Raw genomic sequence first — 15,079 nt, 5'->3', positions numbered from 1 at the left:
GAATCAGGCGATCAGCCCCAGCGGGCTTTCGATCAGTTCCTTGAGCGTTTTCATCAGCCGCGCGCCGTCGGCGCCATCGATGGCGCGGTGGTCGAAGCTGCCGGTGATGCTCATCACGGTGGCGACGGTCAGCTCGTCCCCGTCGACCCACGGCCGCTTCTCGCCGGCGCCGACCGCCAGGATCATCGCCTGGGGCGGGTTGATGACGGCGTCGAACTGCTTGATCCCGAACATGCCCATGTTGCTCAGGCTCGCGGTGCCGCCCTGATATTCATGCGGCTGCAGCTTGCCTTCCTTGGCTCGGCCGGCGAGTTCGGTGATCTCCTGGCTGATCTTGCTGACGGACTTGGCCGCCGCATCGGTGACGATCGGGGTGATGAGCCCGCCCGGAATGCTCACCGCGACCGAAATGTCGCTGCGCTTGTACATGATGAGCTGATCGGGCGTGAAGCTGACGTTGCACTCGGGCACGGCTTCCAGCGCGACCGCCAACGCCTTGATCAGCAGGTCGTTGACGCTGAGCTTGATCTTGCGGCCCGCGAGGCCGGCGTTGAGCTCGCTCCGCAGCTTCAGCAGCGCGTCGAGGCGGACGTCAACTGTAAGATAAATATGCGGGATCTCGCGCTTCGCTTCGCTGAGGCGGCGGGCGATGGTCTTGCGCATGTTGCTGAGCTTGACGGTTTCATGCGGGATGTCGGTGCTGAACGGCTGCGCCGGAGCCGCGGCGGCCGGCGCAGCAACTGGAGCAGGCGCGGCGGCCTGGGGCTGCTGCTGGGTGGCAGCGGCACCGCCGGCAGCCTTGCCGAGGTCGGCACGGACGATCCGCCCACCGGGCCCTGAACCCTGCAGTGTGGAGAGGTCGATACCCTGCGCCTGCGCCAGCTTCCGCGCGAGCGGGCTCGCCTTGACGCGGTCGCCGTCAGCCTTCGGCGGAGCGGCCGGCTGGGCGGGGGCTGCTGGAGTTTCGACCGGCGCAGGTGCGGTGGGAGCCGGCGCGGCGGCTTCGGCCTTTGGCGCAGGCGCGGGTTCTGCCGGCTTGGCGGGCGCCGGAGCAGCCTCTTCCCCCTCGCCGCCGATCAGCGCGATGGGCGTCCCGACCGTCACCCCGTCCGTGCCCTCCGGCACCAGGATCTTCGACACCACGCCCTCGTCGACCGTCTCGAATTCCATGGTCGCCTTGTCGGTCTCGATCTCGGCCAGGATGTCGCCGCTCGATACCGTGTCGCCTTCCTTGACCAGCCATTTGGCCAATGTTCCTTCCTCCATCGTCGGGGACAAAGCGGGCATCTTGAGTTCGATCGCCATGGTGGACCTTTGAGGCAACGGGAGTGACGGGTTCAGCGCCCCTGAAAGACGATGCCCTCTTGCCCGTCAAGCAGCGGCGGGGCACTGACAAGCACATGGACGGGGCGACACGCACCTATCTGGTGGTGATGGACGACAGCGGGGAAGCCCGCGCGGCGCTCCGTTTCGCTGCGCGCCGTGCGGCCAAGACTGGCGGCGGACTCGAGGTGCTGGCGATCACCGCCTCTCAGGATTTCGTGCAATGGGGCGGCGTCCAGGCCGCGATCGAGGAAGAGCAGCAGCTCCGCATCGAAGCCGAAGTGGCGGCCGCGCTGGGCGATCTCCCCGGCACCGAGGGCCTGCGCCCCGGCGCAATCCTGATCCGCGCCGGCGATCCGGTGGGCATCGTCCGCGACCTCCTCGCCACCCGCCAGGACATCGCCGCGCTGGTTCTCGGCACCGCGCCCGCAGGCGATCCCGGACCTCTGGTCGCAGCGTTCACCGGCAGCGACTCGGGCAAGCTCTCCTGCCCGGTGATGCTGATCCCGGGCAGTCTCTCTGACGAGCGGCTGGAAGCGCTGAGCTGACGGATCAGCCCAGCGCTTTGACTACCTAAAGGTCGATGTTTGCTGCGTTCGCCGAATAGCGAAGCTCCCAGCTTGCCGCGAGCAGCCCGCCGCCGCCAAGAACGCCATTGGTGTAACGCTTGAACTGAAGCGTCACACCATTCTTGATCCAGACGTAATTCTTGCCCTCGCGCCCAAATAGCGAGCCGCCGACTTTATCCTTCTCGGCAGCCTCACCGTACTTACCTGAAAGAGCGGTGATGATCTTGAGCGAGCAACGGCCGGCGATGGCTCCTTCGCCGCGCATCACAATCTCTTTAACGACGCCCTGCGGATGCATGATATTCACCTTGGCCTCACAGCCTTCGATGATCGGCACGTCAGTTAGAACGGTCCGGTCTTCGCGGTAGCTGACGCTGCCCGTCTGGGGATAGGCCGCTCGCAGTGCCGCCACCGGCATCTCGGCTCGAACCTCACGCCACAAGACCGGACCAGATCCAGCTAATGGCACGGTAGCAACGCCGGTCTCAGTTGCCTGAAGAGTTACGGTGCTTACGGGCTCCAGCGACTGGAGCGCCATAAAAGACGCAAATAAGATCACAGATTTTTCCCCCCGTTTTCGGCAGTTTTCTTACCGAGCAGGGGAAGTCTATCAAATCGCGCTTACTGGGATAGACAAGATTCTTGGTTAAAGCCGTTCAGCCAAAAGCTTGCAGATCGCCACACAGCCCGCTTCGTCCTCAGCATCGAAGCGGGCTTTTTCCGGTGCGTCGAGGTCAAGCACTGCGATGAGCTCGCCCCCGCGCACGATCGGGACCACCAGCTCGCTCTGGCTCGCCGCATCGCAGGCGATGTGGCCAGGGAAGGCATGGATGTCCTCGACCCGCTGTACCTCCAGCGTTTCCGCCGCCGCCCCGCACACCCCGCGGCCGAAGGGAATACGGATGCACGCCGGGCGGCCCTGAAACGGGCCGAGCACCAGTTCGCCCCCGACATTGCGGTAAAATCCCGCCCAATTAATCCCCGGCAGCGTCTCCCACAGCAGCGCCGCGGCATTGGCCATGTTGGCGATCCCGTCGGGCTCGCCGGCGGTCAGTCCGTCCAGTGCGGCAAGGAGGTCGGCGTAAAGGGTCGGCTTGTCGGCCGCATCGATCTTGAAGTCGTACATGGGGGAGGCTCCTAGCGGCGCTCAGCGTGATTGGGGAGGTGGTGGCGGCGCTGGCGGCGGCAAGGGCGGCGTTGGCGGGATCAGCAGTTCGCATGGGGTGCCGGGCTGGTATCCACCTCCACGCCGAACTCGCTCCACGCATTGGCAAACGGGTCCAAGCGCGGCCGAGAAAGCAATGTCCCGTTGCGCGGCCCAGCGTTCGGCAAGATTGCTCTCGTCACGCGTCTCAGCGACCCTGGCGCTCGCCGGCACGACTGCCAGCACCTCGGCCGAGCGGCAGACACGCTGCACCTTGGCTTTCCCCTCCTCGCTGATCGGCCGCATGATCCGGCCCGGCCAGGCGATGACCTCGCCGACTCGTGCGCTTTGGGCCGCGGCGAGGCCCGCTGGTCCGACCACCAGCCGCCCTTCAACCAGCCCGAGCATCGAGCCGAACGGGAACACCGCCGCCGGACCATCGGCCGATCCGAAGCGGAAGCAGCCGTCCACCAGCAGCAACCGACCCCGCATCGGCTCCGGCACGTCAAAGGTCATCAGCCGGTCGCCTTCGCCCAATGGCTCGGGGCCGAGCGTGAACAATCCCCTGATCCCGGCCAGCACCGCGTTGGGCACCGGCCGCGACGCGCGCGGAAGCTCGTCGGTAACCGGCGCCGTGCCGGCCCGCGGCTCCGCCACTCCCATGGTCGCCGGCACCTCAAGGATGGTCAGCCGTCCCTGCTCGTTGATTCTCCCACCCACCGGTGTCGCGCTCGCCCGGGCATTGACCGGCGTGGTCAGCGCGACGACTTCGTAAGGGGTCAGCGGCTCGCCTCGCGGCCACTTCACCTCACGCCATGCCAAGACTGCGAACAACGCGGCGAGGACCAGCGCGAACACGCCGAGGCCAAGCGCCGTATCGATCCGCCGCTTCACCGCAGCGGCGGCACGTCGATCGTCCGGGTCGCCGGGTGATGCTTGTCGAGATGCTTCTTGATGATCCGGAGGTTGCGGGTGTTCGAACGGAAGAAATAATCGGGGATCGCGCCCACGAACGGGATCAGGCCAAGCAGCCAGTCGATCCCGATATTCTTGCCCATGCGCAGGATCTGCCATTTGCTCATGCCAAGATTGCGGCCTTCCCACGCCAGGTACGCGCCCAGTCCCGCGCCCACCGTCGGCCCGATCCCCGGCACGAAGTCGAGCAGCACGTCGAGGCCGACCCGCTTGTTGGTGCCCGGGATGGGGAAGGCACGCTCCAGCAGATGCTCGAGCGCCTCGATCCGCTGACGGCAATGCGCCGGATCGGTGCCGAGCGGCAGGTTGCGGACATAGGGCGTGGGGCGAACGGTCATGCGCCTAATTTCGTGCGCCGTTTCGGCTGCGCAAGTCCGTCAGCGTGTGACGGGCAAAGTGGTTTTCGGCAAAGCCGTCGACATCGCGGCCGGCGAGCGACCAGCGCACCGGCGCTGCGACGGGCATGAACAGGACTGCGTCGCGCATGATCCGCTCGGCATCGGCGAAGAAGCGGCTGCGCTGCGGCGGGAAACCGGTCAGTCGTGCGGCGTCCAGCAGCTGATCGGCTTCCTCCGAGCAGACAGGCACATAATCGCAGCGAAACCGCCGCAGGAACCAGGCCGGCGAAGTGGAAGGCGCGACCTCGTCGATGAAGCGGAAGTCCGCCGGGCCATCGGCGGCGTCGGTGACCTCGAGCCCGAGCGGTGACCAATCGGCGGCAAGCCGCTGAAGGATGATCGCCCCGCCCGGTCCGCCTGGAACCGCAATCTTGATCGTCGGTCGCGGCACCTCGGCCGGCGGTTCCTCGCTGCCTTCCGGCGCCGCAGGGATCTGGAACAACGCCCGCGCGCGCTCCACCATGGCGGGCCGGCGCTGCTCGATACTGAGCGCGGCCCAGGCGGGCTGTGCATATTGGTTGAACCCGTCGACGCCGGGCTGAAGCAGGCTCAGCCGCGGCTGCAAGCCGGGGACGCCAAGCGCAGCCACCATTGCAGTGCGATCGATCGCCTCGTCGAGCAAGGCCCGCACAGCCGGGTCGGCGGCCAGCCCCTCGCTCCGCGCCGGTACCAGCCCGAACAACCCGACCACTGGATCGACCCGCAGGCTACCACGCGGCAGACTGACGCCGACCGTCAACGGAAAGTCCGACACGGTTCCGCCGAGCACCAGTTCGGTGTCGCCCCTGACGAACATCTGGATGGCCTGGGGCGCTGCGGCGGCGCCTAGGCGGACCCGCTCTTCCTGTGCCTCGTCACCGTCGAAGCCTGGCAGGGTCCGGGTGAGGAGCAGATGGTCGCCCTCGGTGGCGGCATTGAACGGCCCGGTGCCGCCCTTTCCTCGGACCAGCGCGAATTGCGGCTGGGCAAGCAATTGCAGCAGATGCGGACGGGGTGCGCTCAGCTCCACCGCGATGACCCGGTCGGTCATCGCCACCACTTCGCGCACGGCGCCCAGCGTGTCGAACAACACGTCGCGCCGCCGCCGGGCGAGCTGGCGTTCCATCAGGGTCACGACATCGCGCGCCCGCACCTTGCGCCCGTCGCTCCAGCTCGCACTGCGCAGGCGGAAGACATAACTCAGGCCATCGTCGCTGACGGCCCAGCGCTCGGCAAGTCCGGGCGCGATGTCGCCGGAGGCATCGAATCGCACCAGCCCTTGCGCGACATTGCCCGCGAGCAGCAGCTCGGCCGGGCTGAGGTCGCCCTTCAAGGGATCAACAAGCTTGGGCAGGCGGTCGGCAATGACCACCGCCCGCACTTCGCCGCTCTCGGGCTTGCGGCATCCGTTCAGCCCGGCGACAGCCGCCAGCAGCATCAGGGCCGCGGCGGCTCGGGTCAGCGGGCGCAAGGGATGGCGAGCGAACACGCCTTTCCTCTAGCCGAGCGCGGCCGCCGAGACCAAGGGCATCGGTCGACAGCGAAGCCCTAGTCATGGCAGCCGAGCTGTATTAGGGCATTAGGTCACCACGAGAGTTTGAGTGAATGGCGGATCGCGACTCACCCTGGCAGCGAGACGGTCGCAACGTCGAGGATCTTCCCGATCCGTTCGCCGCGCCGCTGTTCGGTGGCGCGCCGACGGTGAAGAAAAGGCGCTGGTGGCAGCGTAGCAAGAGCCAGCCTACCGCCGTCGAGCGTCCCGTCGTCTCCTCGGTGGAGGCCCCATCCACGACCTGGCTCGACCGGTCGGAGCGGGCGTCCTTCTTCCGTAGCGGCGGCGTCGAACCCCCACCTCCGCCGCTCCCGCCCGAAGCACAGACAGGAACATCGCCGCGCCGACCGTGGCTGCGCTGGGGACTGATGGGGCTCGGCGCCCTGCTCCTCGTCACCCTGCTGTGGTTGATCGTCACCGCTCCGCTCGGCCGTGCGCTCGAACCGCTGCCCAATCCCGCCATGCTGATCGTGTCGAGCGAAGGCCAACCGATCGCCCGCCGCGGCGCGATCAAGGAAGCGCCGGTCGAAATCGCCAAGCTCAAGCCTTTCACCCCCGGCGCGTTTGTCGCGATCGAAGACCGCCGCTTCTATCGTCACTGGGGCATCGACCCGCGTGCCATCGGCCGCGCGATGGTCGCCAACTTCCAGGCGGGCGGCGTCCGCCAGGGCGGCTCGACGCTGACCCAGCAGCTTGCGAAGACGAGCTTCCTCTCCTCCGACCGCGCGCTCAAGCGCAAGGCGCAGGAAGTGATCATCGCTTTCTGGCTCGAAGGCTGGTTGACCAAGGACGAGATCCTCTCGCGCTACCTGTCATCGGTCTATTTCGGCGACGGTGTTTACGGCCTCCGCGCAGCGTCCCGCCATTATTTCGGCAAGCAGCCCGAACAGCTGACCCTGGAGCAATCGGCGATGCTCGCCGGTCTCGTCCAGGCGCCGAGCAGGCTGGCGCCCACCCGCAACCTCGCCGGTGCCCGCAAGCGCGCTGCACTGGTGCTGGCCGCCATGCGTGACACCGGCGCGATCACTCCGGCTCAGGCCGGCGCCGCGCTTACCGCCCCTGCCCGTCCCATCCGCCGCACCCAGAAGGTCCCGACCGGCACCTACTTCGCCGACTGGATGGCGCCGCAAGCCGCGGATGCGTTCGAGACCGACTTTGGCGAGGTCAAGGTCGTCAGCACCCTCGACGCCGACCTCCAGCGCCTCGCCTCGCGCGCAGTCGGCAATGCTGCGCTCGGTCCAGGCGTTCAGGCCGCGCTGATCGCCATGCGTCCGGACGGCCGCGTCGTCGCGATGGTCGGCGGCCGCTCCTACAAGGAATCAACCTTCAACCGCGCCACCCAGGCCCGCCGCCAGCCCGGCTCCGCGTTCAAGCTGTTCGTCTACCTCGCCGCGCTGCGCTCGGGCTATCGCCCCGATTCGATCGTGCAGGACAAGGCTATTACCATCGACGGCTGGAGCCCGGCCAACAACGACGGCGTGTTCCGTGGCCCGGTGACGATGCAGCAGGCGTTCGCCCGTTCTAGCAATGCCGCCACCGTCCGCCTGTCGGAAGAAGTCGGCCGCGCCAAGGTCCTGCGTACTGCGCGCGAGCTTGGCATTTCCACCCCGCTCCCCGATTCGCCCAGCGTCGCGCTCGGCACGGCGGGGGTCAGCCTGCTTGAGCTCACCTCGGCCTATGCCGCGGTGGCGAGCGGCCGGTATCCGATCAAGGCGACCGGCCTGCCCCCCAGCCCCGCGACAGCCCAGACCCGCAACTTTACCGCCACCCTGTTCGGCAACGGTGGCGGCCGCCTCGACGAAAACCGCGACTGGCGGCCGATGCTCGACCTCCTGTGGGCCGCAGCCAACGAAGGCACCGGGCGCAAGGCCGCGCTCGCCACCCCGACTTTCGGCAAGACCGGCACCAGCCAGGATAATCGCGACGCCCTGTTTGTCGGCTTCGCCGGCGACCTGGTGGTGGGCGTGTGGGTCGGGCGTGACGACAACAAATCGCTCGGCAAGAAGGTCTCGGGCGGGACCCTGCCGGCGCAGATATGGCGCAGCTTCATGGCGCCGGCGCTCAGCATCGACGGGCGCAGCGCGTCGGCGCTTCCGGCCGGCTATCGCATCCCTCGGCGCGCTCCCGGACCGAATGAGCCCGACACGCCTATAATGGACAATATCGAATCCTGGTTCGAACGCCTGTCCACCGCCGCCGACACCATCCTCTCGGAAAAGCGCTGAAAACGCAGCAAGATAGTGAACGAAGATTTACCTGTTGGTTCAACCACTCCTTAACTCCTTGCCTCCTAAACCGGCTTCGACCGAGGAGCGATCAGAGCGCTCGCCGGTGCCGGGGCCGCCCCCGGGGGACAAGTGGAACTAGGAGACCGGACATGACCAATTTCATCAAGATGCTGAACAACGAAGACGGCGCCACCGCGATTGAGTACGGCCTGATCGCCGCTCTCATCGCCGTTGCCGCGATCACCGCGCTGACCAGCATCGGTGGCAACCTCAACAAGACCTTCACCAACGTCGCTGGCAACCTCAACAAGACGAGCTAAGCCTCGTCCGGTTGAGACCGGTTGAACAGGGCCCCGTCGCCACCTCTTCCAGAAAGAGGCGGCGGCGGGGCTCTCCGCATATGCGGGCTCGGGCAAGTTCCCGATGATACGGTTTATCAACCATTTCCCACCATCTTGGACCTACCAGGCGTTGCTTTCCGGGGAGGAGAGCACTGGGCGTTCTGAGTTCGGTTAAGGGGAGAACCACGATGACAAACTTCACCAAGATGCTTGCCAATGAAGATGGCGCGACGGCGATCGAATATGGCCTGATCGCCGCGCTGATCGCGGTGGCCGCGATTACCGCGCTGACTGCCATCGGCGGCAACCTCAACAAGACCTTCACCAACGTCGGCGACAACCTCAACAAGACGAGCTGATCGCCGCGCTTGGTTTCAAGCGCTTGAGTGGAAAGGGCATCGGGCGATCGGTGCCCTTTTCTGTTTTTGAGGGCGTAGGCCGCGATACGCGCAACAAAGGGGTTGGCAGCCGCCAAGAAGCCCCTTAAAGGCGCGCTCACACGGGGCCGTAGCTCAGCTGGGAGAGCGTCGCGATGGCATTGCGAAGGTCTGGGGTTCGATCCCCCACGGCTCCACCAACATTCTAAAAGGCCGCCTGCCCAGGGCGGCCTTTTTCTTTCTCCGTCGTCGGCGGGCGCGGTGCCTTTTGCACAACGAAAAAGGGCGGAGCCGAAGCCCCGCCCTTTCCTGAAACTCCGAGTGGCGAACCGCCGGCCTCAGTTATTCTCTTCGTCTTCGTTCTGCGTCTCGACACCCAGATCGTCGTCGCCGGTCGACAGATCGACCTCGTCGTCGGCGCTGGGCTCTTCGTCCTCGTCCGGCAGCGCCAGATCCTCGGCACCAAGATCGGCATCAGGGGTGGCCGACGGCGCGGCGACCGAGACCTGCTCGAACGGCATCGGCTGCTTGGACTTCAGCACGGGCTCGGGAACGAAGGTATTGCCGCACTCGATGCAAGTGACGGGATCGTCCTTGCCGAGATCATAGAAACGGGTCGCGCACTTGGGGCAGGTGCGCTTGGCGCCCCACTCGGGCTTCACCATGCTGCAGTCTCCAATAGAAGAAACGACCGGCGGCATCCCTGCCCCGGCTGATCGGCGCGCGCCTTGCCATAGCGGGGGGTGGCTGTCAAAGCCCGCGCCCATGCCCAGCCCTTCCCTCGTCATCGCCGTGGACGGCCCGGCCGCCAGCGGCAAGGGCACCATCGCCCGCGGTCTTGCCCGGCACTTCGCGCTGCCGTTCCTCGACACCGGCAAGCTCTACCGCGCGGTCGCCTTGTCGCTGCTACGCTGGGGCGGCGATCCCGACAGTGAATTTGCGGCGCTTCGGGCGTGCGAGGACATTGCCGGGCTGATGGACGATCCCGAGCTCAAGAGCGAAATGGTCGGCGGCATCGCAAGCCGGGTCAGCGCCTATCCGGCGGTTCGCACCGCCCTCCTCGACCGCCAGCGCGAGTTTGCCGCAACGCCCGGCGGCGCGGTGCTCGACGGGCGCGACATCGGCACGGTGATCGCGCCGAACGCCGCCGCCAAGCTGTTCGTCACCGCCGCCATCGACGAGCGCGCCCGCCGCCGCCACGCCGAGCTCACCGCCGCCGGCTTGCCGGTGCACCTCGAGGACATCCTGATCGACCTTCGCGCCCGCGATGAGCGCGACGCGGGCCGCGATGCCGCGCCATTGCTGATGGCCGAAGATGCCATGCTGCTCGATACCAGCGCCATGAACCCGGACGAGGCTTTGGCCGAAGCGATCCGGCTGGTCGAAGGCCGCCGCCGCCCGTAAGGTCGAGGCATGACTGCGACCACTCTCCGCACCGGCGGACGCCTCCTTGTCGACCAGCTCCGAATCCAGGGCTGCGACCGCCTGTTCACCGTGCCGGGCGAAAGCTTCCTCGCCGTGCTCGACGCCCTCCACGACACACCCGAGATCGATGTCGTCGTCTGCCGCCAGGAAGGCGGGGTCGCCTATATGGCCGAAGCCGACGGCAAGCTGACCGGCCGCCCCGGCATCGCCTTTGTGACGCGCGGTCCCGGCGCCACCAACGCGACACCCGGTGTCCACGTCGCCTTTCAGGATTCGACCCCGATGATCCTGTTCGTCGGCGACCTCGACCGCCGCGACAAGGATCGCGAGGGCTTTCAGGAGATCGACTTTCCCGCCTTTTTCGGCCCGATTGCCAAATGGGCCGCCCGCATCGACGACGCACGCCGTATCCCCGAATATGTCGCCCGCGCCTGGCGCGTCGCCACCGCCGGTCGCCCCGGCCCGGTCGTCCTCGCCCTTCCCGAAGACATGCTGCGCGACGAGGTCGAAGCCGCCGACCGCCCGGCGATGCCTCCGGTCGTCGAGCATCCCGATCCCAGCGCCATCGCCACCCTGCACGAGCTGCTGAAAGACGCCGCCGCCCCCGTCGCCATCGTCGGCGGCGCCGACTGGAGCCCGTGCGCCGCGCATCACTTCAGCGCCTGGGCTGCCCGCGTCGGTATTCCCGTCGCCGCCGCCTTCCGCCGTCAGGACGCGATCGCCAACGATTGCCCGGTCTATGCCGGCAACCTCGGCTATGGCCCCAATCCCAAGCTTGTCCAGCGGGTCAAGGACGCCGACCTGCTTCTGGTCGTCGGCGCCCGCCTCGGCGAAGCCACCACCGACGGTTACACGCTGATCACCCCGGATCACCCCGATCAGACGATCGTCCACGTCCACCCGGACCCCAACGAGCTTGGCCGCGTCTACCACGCCGACCTGCCGATCTGTTCCGACATGGGCGAGTTCAGCCAGGATCTCGACGCTTGGGAGGATGACGATCTGCTGCCCTTCGGCGCAGGCAAGGAAGCGCATGCCGACTACCTCGCGTGGAGCAAGCCGCACCCACGCGATGGCGTGACGCTCGACCTCGGCCCCTGCCTTGCCCTGCTGCGCGACAAGCTCGCTCCCGACACCATCGTTTGCAACGGCGCCGGCAATTTCTCGGGCTGGGTCCACCGCTACTGGCGCTATGCCGCGACCCCGTGCCAGCTGGCGCCCACCAGCGGGACCATGGGTTACGGCCTCCCCGCCGCGGTCGCCGCAGCCTTGCGCTTCCGCGACCGCCAAGTGCTGTGCGTGGCGGGCGACGGCGACTTCCTTATGAACGGGCAGGAACTCGCCACCGCCGCCCAATATGGCGCCGACCTTCTTGTCATCATCGTCGACAACGGCAGCTACGGCACCATCCGCATGCACCAGGAACGCGATTATCCCGAGCGGCTGTCGGCAACCACCCTCGCCAACCCTGACTTCGCCGCGCTGGGGCGGGCTTATGGTGCGTGGGCAGCGACCGTCGAGCGGACCGAGGACTTCGCCCCGGCCCTCGACGACGCACTCGGCCGCAAGGGCATCCGCCTCCTCCACCTCAAGACCGACGTCGAGGTGATCACCAACCAGACCACCATCACCGCGCTGCGAGACAAGGCGCGACGCTGAACCAGACCGGGGGCGACGAATGAAGGGGATCGTGCAGATCGCAGCACTTCTGCTGCTTGGCCTTTGCGCCTTGCCCGTGGCAGCGCAGCCGACCGTCCTCCCGTTGCGCGAGCGCGCCGCGCTCCATGACAAGCTCCTTGCAGAGCGGCTCGACACCGTCGTCCCCGCGCTGATGCGCGAGCAGAAGATCGACATGTGGGTGCTGATCGCCCGCGAATATGTCGAGGACCCGGTGCTCGCCACCATGCTCGACGGGACAAGCTTCCACGCTCGCCGCCGCACCATCCTCGTCTTTTTCGACCCCGGCGGCGGCAAGCCGGTCGAGCGTCTAACCGTCAGCCGCTACGGCCTCGGCGGCCTGTTCCAGCCGGCCTGGAACCCCGACCAATATCCTGACCAGTTCTTTGCGCTCGCCATGCTGATCGCCAACAAGGACCCCAAGCGCATCGCGATCAACACCAGCGCGCTCAGCCAGTTCGCCGACGGCCTCACCCTCAGCCAATATCAGGGCATGACCGCCGCATTGAACCCCGCTTACCGCGGCCGCCTCGTCCGCACGGACGCGCTGGCCATCGGCTGGCTCGAAACCCGCACTCCAGCCGAAATGCAGGTCTACCCGCAACTCCTGCAAATCACCCACGCGATCGTTGCCGAAGCGCTCAGCGCCCGGGTCATCACGCCCGGCAAGACTACCGCCAACGACGTCCGCTGGTGGATGCGCGAGAAAGTCAGCAGCCTCGGCCTCAAGGTCTGGTTCCACCCCTCGCTGTCGATCTTCCGCGCTGGCCAAAGCGGCGCGTTGCAGGAAGACGAGATCATCCGCGAAGGCGACATGCTGTGGACTGACTTCGGCATCACCTACCTCGGCCTCAACAGCGACGTGCAGCAATTGGGCTACGTCCTGAAGCCCGGCGAGACCGACGCCCCCAAGGGACTACGCGACGGCCTCGCTGCCGCAAATCGCGTGCAGGATGCGGTGACCTCGAGCTTCCGCACCGGCCTCACCGGAAACGCCATCCTCGGCCTCGCCCGCGCCAAGGCGATCGCACAAGGCCTCAAGCCCTCCATCTACTCCCACCCGATCGGCTTCCACGGCCACGGCGCGGGAAGCAGCATCGGCTTCTGGGACAATCAGGCCCCCGATCCGCGCGGCGAGCATCCGCTGCGTCCCGACACCGCCTGGTCGATCGAACTCGCCGCCCGCGCCGCCGTGCCCGAATGGAACGGCCAGGAAATCGACTTCCGCCAGGAAGAAAATGCCTTTTTCGACGGCAAGACGGTGCACTATCTCGACGGGCGCCAGACCCGCTTCCACCTCATCGCCCCTCGCCGCTAAGCGACCCGGAGACACGCTCGTGACCAGCCTCGCCTTTGACCGCCGCTCGTTCCTGACCGGCGCCACCGCGCTCGGCGCCGGCCTCGCCTTGCCCACCAGCCGCCTCGCCGCTGCCGTCGCCGAACAGGTCACCCCGCGCCCCCTGCCCCCGCCCATCACCGCGGCCGAACGCAGCGCCCGACTCGCCCGAGCTCAGCAGCTGCTGCGCGCCAACAACCTCGGCGCGATGCTGGTCGAATCCGGCCCCAGCCTCGATTATTACACCGGCGTCCAATGGTGGCGGAGCGAGCGGCTGACCGGCGTCGTCATCCCGGCCGAAGGCGCGCCGATCATCGTCACCCCCTTCTTTGAACAACCCAGCATCGCCGAGCAGCTCGAGGTTCCGGCCGAGATCCGCACCTGGCAGGAAGACGACGAGCCGCTGAAACTCGTCGCCGACTTCCTGCGCGAGCGGCGGGTCACCGGGCAGCCCATCGCCTTCGAGGACACCAACCGCTTCTTCCTTGGCGACCGCCTCGCCGCCCAGCTGCCTGGCACAAGAATCGTCAACGCCAACGCCGTCGTCCGCGCGCAGCGGATGATCAAGTCGCCCGCCGAACTCGCGCTGATGCAGGCCGCCAGCGACATCACGATCGCCGCCTTCCGCACCGCCCACGCCAATCTAAAACCGGGCATGAGCGGCAGCGACATCAGCGCCGCCATCGTCGCGGCCAGCAAGGCGCTCGGGGGTGATGCCGACGGCAATCTCGTCCTCATCAACGAGGCCGCGGCGCTTCCGCACGGCTCGCGCAAACCGCACCGCCTCGCCCCCGGCGACCTCGTGCTGATCGACGGCGGCTGCAGCGTTCACGGCTATCAATCAGACATCAGCCGCACCTTCATCTTCGATGGCAAGCCGAGCGCCGATCAGCGCAAGGTGTGGGACCAGGTTCACCGCGGCCAGCAGATCGCGCTCGCCGCCGCCAGGGTCGGCGCGACTGCCGGAAGCGTCGATGACGCCGTGCGCAAGGCCTACACGAGCTGGGGCTACGGCCCCGACTACAAGCTCCCCGGCCTCTCCCACCGCACCGGCCACGGGATTGGCATGGAAGGCCACGAACCCGTCAACCTCGTCCGCGGCGAAACCACCCGTCTGGCGCCCGGCATGTGCTTCTCCAACGAACCCGGGATCTACCTCCCCGGCCGCTTCGGCGTGCGCCTGGAAGACTGCTTCCACATGACGCCGAGCGGGCCCGAATGGTTCACCACCCCGCCGCCCAGCATCGACCAGCCGTTCGGGTAGTTGAAGGATCCAAGCATGAGGACATTGCTGCTCGGCGTGCTTATCGCGGAATTGGCGGGATGCTCCCCACCTTCGCGTTCGAGCCAGCTTCAGAGGATCGAGCTTGGTGGTACCGGTCTTGAGGTGGCGGTCGATAACGCAGGCAACGGCCGCTACATCTCACTGGCAACTGACGGGCAGTTAAGGTCCGGCACGTTCAAGATCGGAACGCTCGGCTTTGACAAGTTGAGGACCTCGTTGGCTGGCTTCGAGGAACGAGCCTTGCCGTTGGAAAAGGTCAGGGCAGTTCTGGAAGCGCCATGCCCCCGGAACGTGCCACGAATAACCGACGCCGGAATGATCACGGTTCGTTGGATTAGTGCTTCCACCGACCGTGCGATCATTGCGGACCTCGGCTGCGATCATGAGAAGCTCGCGGCGCGCAATCAGAAGCTGGCAGAGGTCCTAGCGAGCTTACCGGTCCCGGAGAGATCTTCCTTTCCTTGAGCGAT

The 15,079-nt window shown here is 67.0% G+C and carries 16 protein-coding genes and 1 tRNA gene; 10 read left to right on the top strand and 7 right to left on the bottom strand.

Annotation, left to right across the window (positions count from 1 at the left end; genetic code table 11):
* Positions 1–3: 3 nt before the first annotated feature.
* The gene (locus ACP69Z_RS06680; RefSeq protein ID WP_426266740.1) at positions 4–1,305 is read right to left on the bottom strand and encodes a pyruvate dehydrogenase complex dihydrolipoamide acetyltransferase; all 1,302 of its coding nucleotides are present in this window, start codon (positions 1,303–1,305) and stop codon (positions 4–6) included.
* A 95-nt stretch (positions 1,306–1,400) separates the two neighbouring features.
* Here ACP69Z_RS06680 and ACP69Z_RS06675 point away from each other — a divergent pair, with 95 nt between their 5' ends.
* Positions 1,401–1,871, top strand: coding sequence for a universal stress protein (locus ACP69Z_RS06675; protein WP_426266739.1), 471 nt, complete (start codon positions 1,401–1,403; stop codon positions 1,869–1,871).
* 25 nt (positions 1,872–1,896) lie between these two features.
* Here ACP69Z_RS06675 and ACP69Z_RS06670 read toward each other — a convergent pair whose 3' ends face one another.
* The 5 genes from ACP69Z_RS06670 to ACP69Z_RS06650 form a co-directional block, all read right to left on the bottom strand.
* A complete protein-coding gene (locus ACP69Z_RS06670) occupies positions 1,897–2,451 on the bottom strand; it encodes a hypothetical protein (RefSeq protein WP_426266738.1) in 555 nt (184 codons plus the stop codon).
* Positions 2,452–2,538: 87 nt separating this feature from the next.
* Complete coding sequence (locus tag ACP69Z_RS06665; protein WP_426266737.1) at positions 2,539–3,018, bottom strand: GAF domain-containing protein; 480 nt, start codon at positions 3,016–3,018, stop codon at positions 2,539–2,541.
* A gap of 21 nt (positions 3,019–3,039) precedes the next feature.
* On the bottom strand, positions 3,040–3,930 hold the full coding sequence (locus ACP69Z_RS06660) for a hypothetical protein (RefSeq protein ID WP_426266736.1): 891 nt from the start codon (positions 3,928–3,930) through the stop codon (positions 3,040–3,042).
* Complete coding sequence (locus ACP69Z_RS06655; protein ID WP_426266735.1) at positions 3,927–4,349, bottom strand: DUF4112 domain-containing protein; 423 nt, start codon at positions 4,347–4,349, stop codon at positions 3,927–3,929. Before ACP69Z_RS06655 ends, ACP69Z_RS06660 begins: the two co-directional genes overlap by 4 nt.
* A 4-nt stretch (positions 4,350–4,353) precedes the next feature.
* Positions 4,354–5,877 (bottom strand): ABC transporter substrate-binding protein, encoded by a 1,524-nt coding sequence (locus ACP69Z_RS06650; RefSeq protein ID WP_426266734.1) that lies wholly within the window; start codon positions 5,875–5,877, stop codon positions 4,354–4,356.
* Between the two features lie 116 nt (positions 5,878–5,993).
* Here ACP69Z_RS06650 and ACP69Z_RS06645 point away from each other — a divergent pair, with 116 nt between their 5' ends.
* From ACP69Z_RS06645 to ACP69Z_RS06630, 4 genes are all read left to right on the top strand, one after another.
* Complete coding sequence (locus tag ACP69Z_RS06645) at positions 5,994–8,165, top strand: transglycosylase domain-containing protein (protein ID WP_426266733.1); 2,172 nt, start codon at positions 5,994–5,996, stop codon at positions 8,163–8,165.
* Positions 8,166–8,317: 152 nt separating this feature from the next.
* On the top strand, positions 8,318–8,488 hold the full coding sequence (locus ACP69Z_RS06640; RefSeq protein ID WP_168068162.1) for a Flp family type IVb pilin: 171 nt from the start codon (positions 8,318–8,320) through the stop codon (positions 8,486–8,488).
* Positions 8,489–8,697: 209 nt separating this feature from the next.
* Positions 8,698–8,868: a Flp family type IVb pilin gene (locus ACP69Z_RS06635; protein WP_426266732.1), complete on the top strand. Its 171-nt coding sequence runs from the start codon at positions 8,698–8,700 to the stop codon at positions 8,866–8,868.
* 142 nt (positions 8,869–9,010) lie between these two features.
* A tRNA-Ala gene (locus tag ACP69Z_RS06630) sits at positions 9,011–9,086 on the top strand.
* 138 nt (positions 9,087–9,224) lie between these two features.
* Here the strand turns inward: ACP69Z_RS06630 and ACP69Z_RS06625 are convergent.
* Complete coding sequence (locus ACP69Z_RS06625; protein WP_426266731.1) at positions 9,225–9,551, bottom strand: TIGR02300 family protein; 327 nt, start codon at positions 9,549–9,551, stop codon at positions 9,225–9,227.
* 100 nt (positions 9,552–9,651) lie between these two features.
* Between ACP69Z_RS06625 and cmk the strand changes: the two genes are divergently transcribed.
* Genes cmk through ACP69Z_RS06600 form a run of 5 tightly spaced genes read left to right on the top strand, consistent with a single transcriptional unit; the run spans position 9,652 to position 15,074 of the window.
* Positions 9,652–10,290 (top strand): (d)CMP kinase, encoded by a 639-nt coding sequence (cmk, locus tag ACP69Z_RS06620; protein ID WP_426266730.1) that lies wholly within the window; start codon positions 9,652–9,654, stop codon positions 10,288–10,290.
* Between the two features lie 9 nt (positions 10,291–10,299).
* Entirely contained in the window at positions 10,300–11,970 is a 1,671-nt protein-coding gene (locus ACP69Z_RS06615; protein ID WP_426266729.1) for a thiamine pyrophosphate-binding protein, read from the top strand.
* A gap of 19 nt (positions 11,971–11,989) precedes the next feature.
* A complete protein-coding gene (locus tag ACP69Z_RS06610) occupies positions 11,990–13,306 on the top strand; it encodes a M24 family metallopeptidase (RefSeq protein ID WP_426266728.1) in 1,317 nt (438 codons plus the stop codon).
* 19 nt (positions 13,307–13,325) lie between these two features.
* Positions 13,326–14,588, top strand: coding sequence for a M24 family metallopeptidase (locus ACP69Z_RS06605; protein WP_426266727.1), 1,263 nt, complete (start codon positions 13,326–13,328; stop codon positions 14,586–14,588).
* Between the two features lie 15 nt (positions 14,589–14,603).
* On the top strand, positions 14,604–15,074 hold the full coding sequence (locus ACP69Z_RS06600) for a hypothetical protein (protein ID WP_426266726.1): 471 nt from the start codon (positions 14,604–14,606) through the stop codon (positions 15,072–15,074).
* Positions 15,075–15,079: the final 5 nt, after the last annotated feature.

Origin of the sequence: Sphingomonas sp. LHG3443-2 (assembly GCF_049896405.1) — a bacterium.
Taxonomy (GTDB): Bacteria; Pseudomonadota; Alphaproteobacteria; order Sphingomonadales; family Sphingomonadaceae; genus Sphingomicrobium.
The sequence above is the reverse complement of the archived record's forward strand: the minus strand, read 5'-3'. Positions and strand labels throughout refer to the sequence as shown.

Coding starts and splice junctions, on each gene's coding strand:
- ACP69Z_RS06655 (WP_426266735.1), bottom strand. CDS start 4,349: ATGACCGTTCGCCCCACGCCCTATGTCCGCAACCTGCCGCTCGGCACC.
- ACP69Z_RS06665 (WP_426266737.1), bottom strand. CDS start 3,018: ATGTACGACTTCAAGATCGATGCGGCCGACAAGCCGACCCTTTACGCC.
- ACP69Z_RS06645 (WP_426266733.1), top strand. CDS start 5,994: ATGGCGGATCGCGACTCACCCTGGCAGCGAGACGGTCGCAACGTCGAG.
- ACP69Z_RS06640 (WP_168068162.1), top strand. CDS start 8,318: ATGACCAATTTCATCAAGATGCTGAACAACGAAGACGGCGCCACCGCG.
- ACP69Z_RS06680 (WP_426266740.1), bottom strand. CDS start 1,305: ATGGCGATCGAACTCAAGATGCCCGCTTTGTCCCCGACGATGGAGGAA.
- ACP69Z_RS06615 (WP_426266729.1), top strand. CDS start 10,300: ATGACTGCGACCACTCTCCGCACCGGCGGACGCCTCCTTGTCGACCAG.
- ACP69Z_RS06600 (WP_426266726.1), top strand. CDS start 14,604: ATGAGGACATTGCTGCTCGGCGTGCTTATCGCGGAATTGGCGGGATGC.
- ACP69Z_RS06610 (WP_426266728.1), top strand. CDS start 11,990: ATGAAGGGGATCGTGCAGATCGCAGCACTTCTGCTGCTTGGCCTTTGC.
- ACP69Z_RS06625 (WP_426266731.1), bottom strand. CDS start 9,551: ATGGTGAAGCCCGAGTGGGGCGCCAAGCGCACCTGCCCCAAGTGCGCG.
- ACP69Z_RS06675 (WP_426266739.1), top strand. CDS start 1,401: ATGGACGGGGCGACACGCACCTATCTGGTGGTGATGGACGACAGCGGG.
- ACP69Z_RS06635 (WP_426266732.1), top strand. CDS start 8,698: ATGACAAACTTCACCAAGATGCTTGCCAATGAAGATGGCGCGACGGCG.
- cmk (WP_426266730.1), top strand. CDS start 9,652: ATGCCCAGCCCTTCCCTCGTCATCGCCGTGGACGGCCCGGCCGCCAGC.